5 protein-coding genes and 1 pseudogene are annotated in these 5,244 nt (G+C 61.7%); 2 read left to right on the forward strand and 4 right to left on the reverse strand.

Annotation, left to right across the window (positions count from 1 at the left end; translation table 11 throughout):
- Together EN984_RS21850 and EN984_RS21855 are read left to right on the forward strand one after the other, a co-directional pair.
- On the forward strand, nucleotides 1-379 hold a 379-nt coding region (locus EN984_RS21850; RefSeq protein WP_206517457.1), incomplete at its 5' end, for a sugar transferase.
- A gap of 100 nt (nucleotides 380-479) precedes the next feature.
- Nucleotides 480-1,745 (forward strand): polysaccharide biosynthesis/export family protein, encoded by a 1,266-nt coding sequence (locus tag EN984_RS21855; protein WP_164748995.1) that lies wholly within the window; start codon nucleotides 480-482, stop codon nucleotides 1,743-1,745.
- A 189-nt stretch (nucleotides 1,746-1,934) separates the two neighbouring features.
- Here the strand turns inward: EN984_RS21855 and EN984_RS21860 are convergent, their stop codons facing one another.
- The 4 genes and pseudogenes from EN984_RS21860 to EN984_RS21875 form a co-directional block, all read right to left on the reverse strand.
- Nucleotides 1,935-3,248: an O-antigen ligase gene (locus EN984_RS21860; RefSeq protein WP_127270875.1), complete on the reverse strand. Its 1,314-nt coding sequence runs from the start codon at nucleotides 3,246-3,248 to the stop codon at nucleotides 1,935-1,937.
- Nucleotides 3,249-3,432: 184 nt separating this feature from the next.
- Complete coding sequence (locus EN984_RS21865) at nucleotides 3,433-4,260, reverse strand: SDR family NAD(P)-dependent oxidoreductase (RefSeq protein ID WP_127269097.1); 828 nt, start codon at nucleotides 4,258-4,260, stop codon at nucleotides 3,433-3,435.
- Between the two features lie 88 nt (nucleotides 4,261-4,348).
- A complete protein-coding gene (locus EN984_RS21870) occupies nucleotides 4,349-4,843 on the reverse strand; it encodes an acetone carboxylase subunit gamma (RefSeq protein ID WP_127269096.1) in 495 nt (164 codons plus the stop codon).
- Nucleotides 4,840-5,244: pseudogene (locus tag EN984_RS21875) on the reverse strand (5-oxoprolinase); the annotation flags it as partial. The pseudogene EN984_RS21875 and the gene EN984_RS21870, both read right to left, overlap by 4 nt.

Consider the following 5,244-nt stretch of genomic DNA (forward strand, 5'->3'; position numbering starts at 1 on the left):
GGATGCCAACGCGGAATGGATCGCCGCCCGCAAGCTGAAGAACGATCCGCGCGTTACCCGTGTCGGAGCTGTGCTGAGGAAACTCAGCCTCGACGAGCTGCCGCAGATCATCAACATCCTGCAGGGCGACATGAGCCTTGTCGGCCCTCGTCCGGTCGTGCGCGACGAGCTGGAGATCTATGGCACGTCCGCCGTCTATTACCTGAAATCCCGCCCGGGCCTGACTGGCCTGTGGCAAGTCAGCGGCCGCAACGATGTGTCCTATGACAGCCGCGTCGCCTTCGATCGCCACTATGTCGAGAACTGGTCGCTGTTCGAGGACGTTCGCATCATCATCAAGACCGTCCCGGCCGTCTGGATGTCGCGTGGTTCTTACTGACCGGCCGGTGGCCAATGCCAGACATTGGCATCGGCCATTCGACGCAAGCTCATCGGGCGATGGGGCTATAGCGGATCGGAACGTTGAGTTGAAAACAGATTTGTTCGAAGCCTTTCGCAGCGGCCCGGATTCCGGCCGGCTGCGGCGGGCGCGTTTGCTGGCCACATGCCTTGCCTTGGCGCTCGTCGTCCCGCACATCGCCGCCGCCGGCGACTATCGCCTCGGCTCGCAAGACAAGCTTACCATCCGCGTCGCCGAATGGCAGACAGTCGAAGGCACATTTCGTGATTGGTCGGCGGTGAATGGCGAGTACACGGTCGGTCCATCCGGTACGCTGTCGGTGCCGTTCGCCGGCGAGTTGCCGGCATCCGGCAAGACCACGTCCGAAATCGCGGCGGCGATCGGCGAGGCGCTGCAGAAAAAGCTCGCTTTGTCGGACCGACCGGAAGCCTCGGTCGAGATGGCGCAGTTCCGGCCATTCTACATTTCGGGCGAAGTCCAGAACCCAGGCCAATTTCCCTATGTCCCGGACCTGACGGTGTTGAAGGCAATCAGCGTCGCCGGCGGCATCAGGCGCAACGCCGACTACGGCCCCCAGCTCGGCAAGGACCTGGTCACCGCCAAGGGCATGTTCGACATCTCCGACGACCAGCGCATTCGACTGATCGTCAGGCGCGCCCGCATCGATGCGGATATGGCCGGCAAGGCGAGTTTCGACGTGCCGAAGGAGGTCGAGGGCGATCCGAGACTGCCAGCCATCGTGGCGGACGAGATGACGATTCTGACGGCCGACCAAAAGGCGCTGAAGCTGAAACTCGAGGCGCTCGACGACCTGAAGGGGGTTTTGGAATCTGAAATCGAGTCGCTGCAGAAGAAGATCGTCAATCAGCAGCAGCAGGTCGACTTGGCGCAGCAGCAACTCGCCAGCATCGGTCCGCTGGCGCAAAAAGGCCTGATCGCCAATGCCCGACTGCTGGATTCGCGCCAGTCCGTGGCCGACCTGCAGGGCAAGATCCTGGACTACGAAACCGCCATCCTCACCGCCAAGCAGGCGATCAGCAAGGCGAAGCAGGATGCTATCGATGCCCAGAACACCTTGAGTTCAAGTCTCGCCACTGACCGGCAGCAGACCGAGGCCGACCTGAACGAGGCCGCGTTGAAGGTGAACATGCAGAAAGGCCTGATAGCCCAGGCCAGCGATCCCGCGATGGCGGCCGCTATGACAAATGATCAGCAGCCGACCCTGCTCTATTCACTGGTGCGCAATGTCGACGGCAAGACCACCGAAATAGCCGCCAAGGAAGAAACCCCGGTGCTGCCCGGCGATGTGATCAAGATCAAGCTGGCGCCGCTGGCCAGCCAATAGACCGACTTCCAACACGATCCAGTGTTTCGAGCCAGAGCCTCACCCGACAATCGGGATGAGGCTCTGGCTCAGTTGTTTGAACATCTCCCTACGGAAACCATAATAGCGGTCTCGGGATCGAGGCTTCCCGTCCGAGCACATGCTTGCTCAAAAAGGAAGGCCGCTCCCTTCAGCCCGCGAGATGATAATTTATGAGGGACCGGCGCCCGCCGGATGGCCGGCATACCGAGGCCAGTCAGTCTCGCCCCCGGCCGCGTCAGCCGGCTCCAGAGCCGGTGACCGCCGCCTGCGGGTAACGGGCAGCCGCGCCAGCTTGAAGAAGCTGAAATACATCAGGAAAGAACCCATGATGTAGGGGTTGAGTATCTCGACCTCGACGAAGGAGCGGATCAGCAGCAGGACCATCACGCCGAAAAGGATCACCGAGTCCGCCTGCCATGCCTTGAAGATAACCGCCGAGACGTGGCCGTAGAGCGTGCGCAGCATGATCAGCGACACCAGCGTCGCTCCGACGAAGCCGAGTTCGACGAGGGCCTCGATATAGGTGTTGTGGAAGTGGAAGCCGGTGCGGGTGGTGATGTAGAATTCGTTCCACAGCCGCTCGGCTTCAGCGAAGCCCTGCACCCAATAGGCGGCATAGCCGACGCCGAGAATCGGCGATTTCTGGACCGTGTTCCAGCCTTGCTCCCACAGATAGGTTCGCCCGGTGAGCGTCGAATCCTTGCCGAAGAGGCCGAGGACGAAGTCCATCAGCCCGAGATTCAAGGCGACGAAGGCCGTCACGACCAGCAGGCCGGCGCCGATCAGGAAGATGACCCGGCGATAGCGGCGTGACAGAAGTTTGCTCATCGCAAGAAGCGCCACCAGCGCCAGCACCGCGGGTATCGACGCCATCGAGGTGGCGGAATGCGAAGCGACCAGGACATAGGCCGACAGCAGCACGACGGGCACCGCCAGGATGAAGCTGAGCCGGCCGCGCCTGTAGAAGGCAAGGAAGACAACGCAGAAATAGATGCCGAGCGAGCCGACAAAGCCGATCTGATTCTTGGAGGCGAAGGCGCCGACGAAGTTCACGGTGCCGTCGAGGACATCCTCGGAATAGTTCCCGACCTTCAGCGAATAGATGAGGACGACGAATATTCCGATCAGCGCCCCTATGGTCAGCGTGCGCACGCTGACGGTGCGCGCAGCTACGTAGGCGCAGGCGATATGGGAAAAATACTGGACCGACGTCCTTGCGGTGACGCCGGGGGCCTGCGACCAGAAAACCGAGAAGCAGATATAGGCCGCAAACAGCAGCGGCAGCCAGGCGCTGGACAGATGCCGCAGAAACCGCCGGTAGTCGACCAGGATGAGCGGAAGCCAGACCGCATAATAGGCCAGGATCAAGATCTGGCCGAAGATGACCGAATAGGAAAACGCCCAGATCGAAACGGCTACGGCAAAGGCGCCATAGACCGAGTTCTTCTCGGGATCGATCAGCAGTGACTTTGGAATCTTCATCTCAGGGTTCCGCCGACACGACCTAGGGCCGGCAAGCCATGAGCCGGCCGGAATCTTCGCAAATATGGGCGTGCAATAAACGGCGTCTCCATTGTGCAGTGCAATATAACCTATTGCGCCCGGCGCTCAATGGCAAATCCGGTCACCTTGTCTTACAGCGAGGCATCTGCGGAGAGATCAGCCGCTACCAAAGCGCTCCGCCGGTGATCTGGATGTTCTCCATGGTAATGCCCTTGGCCAGATCCGAGCACAGGAAGACCGCCAGTGCGGCAATCTCCTGCGGCTGCAGCATGCGCTGCTGCGGGTTGCCTTTGGCGATCTCGGCCATCGCTTCCTCAGCGGTGCGCCCCTTGCCTTCGCGCTCGACGACCTGCGCCACATTGCGGCGCATCAGTTCGGTCTCGACCCAGGTCGGGCTGATCATGACGCAGGTGACGCCATGCGCTGCCCCCTCCAGCGCCACGCAGCGCGTGAGGCCGAGAAGGCCGGCCTTGGACGCGCAGTAGGCTGGGTTGTCCTTCCAGCCGACCGAGGCGGCGGTTGAGCCGATGTTGACGATGCGGCCCCAGCCGCGTTCGATCATGCCCGGCAGTACCGCACGCGTGACGCGGAAGGCGCCCGTCAGGTTGGTATCGACGATCTTGTCCCATAGCGCGTCGGAATGGCCGCAGACCGGCTGCTCCGCGGTCGTCCCAGCGGCATTGACCAGGATATCGGCGGGGCCGATGGCCGCCTCGGCGTCAGCTGCGAACCGATTGGCGACGTCGCTGTCGCGAACGTCAAGGTGTGCGGCGTGAACCCTCGTTCCGTGGACGGTAAGGGCCGCACGCACGCGCTCGATCTCGTCCGCGCCGGGATAATAGGCGGCATCGGACTTGTCGGCGCTGGCCGGCGCGATGTAGGAGCCGACTGCGACATTGGCGCCGGCTTCAGCCAAAGCCGTGGCAATGGCAAAGCCCATGCCCGAGAACCCACCGGTAACGATGGCGCTACGGCCGGAAAGGTTGTTCATGGCGCACGGTCTCCACTTCGTTCCGGGCAGGCAATCAGGCCTGACCGTATTTGGCAATCACACCGGCGCAGCCTCCATCGCCAGCGTTTCATGTTTGCTGGAGCGGTTTGCCTAGCCATTCGCGATAGAAGCCTTCGAGGTCGGGCTCGAAATCGTGGACGATGGGATAGCCAGGTGCCGCCGCTTCCACTTCGTGCAGCGTGCCGCATTGCGGACAGATGAATTCGCGGATCTCCATCCATTCGGGATCGGGGAGATCGCTGTTGGGATAGATTTCGCGCAAAGCCCCCTCGGTGTTGCGGACGTTGATCGCAGCCTTCAGCTTCCAGTTCTTGCGATAGTCGCCGAAGGAGTGGCCGCATTCGCAGCGGGTAATGCGCTCATCGCCGCTCTGGCAGATGAACAGATGGTCCGAGACCGGCAGCAGGATCGGATCTTTCCAGGCGACACGATCCTGATAGACGGCAACCATCTTGAAGAAACGGTCATCGTCCTTGTAGGCACTCATGATCCGCCTTGTCTGTGGCCAGGGCAGCTTGCCTGCGACCAGATCGCCCAGGACTTCCTTGCTATACGAGGTCATGGCTTTGCTCCCGGCATGAAGATCGATCTGGCATCGACGTTCCAGAACTCGCTGAATTCGCTGGTGAAGCGCGGCGACAGCTTGATCGCGCTGGCGTACATTTTCTTCACCTCGGGGGCGAAATCGGCCCTTTCGACACGACCACGCTCCTTGGCGATCCAATCCACCACAGGGACCGCCTTGGCCAGACGCTCTTTGCGCATGGCGGCGCGGCGCTCGACCGTGGCGTCGATATCGGCGATGGGATAGCCGTCTTCATCGTCCTTCAGCACAATGCCGAAAACCTGGTCCGCCGCTTGCCGGGTGAGAAAGCCGTTCTCGACATCCCAGGCGGTCTTGATCGGATCGCGCTCCAGTACGTCGCCGTAACCACCGCCGCCATTGTAGGAATGGCTGAAGAT

The sequence above is a fragment of the Mesorhizobium sp. M7A.F.Ca.CA.004.12.1.1 genome (genome assembly GCF_003997835.1).
Taxonomy (GTDB): Bacteria; Pseudomonadota; Alphaproteobacteria; order Rhizobiales; family Rhizobiaceae; genus Mesorhizobium.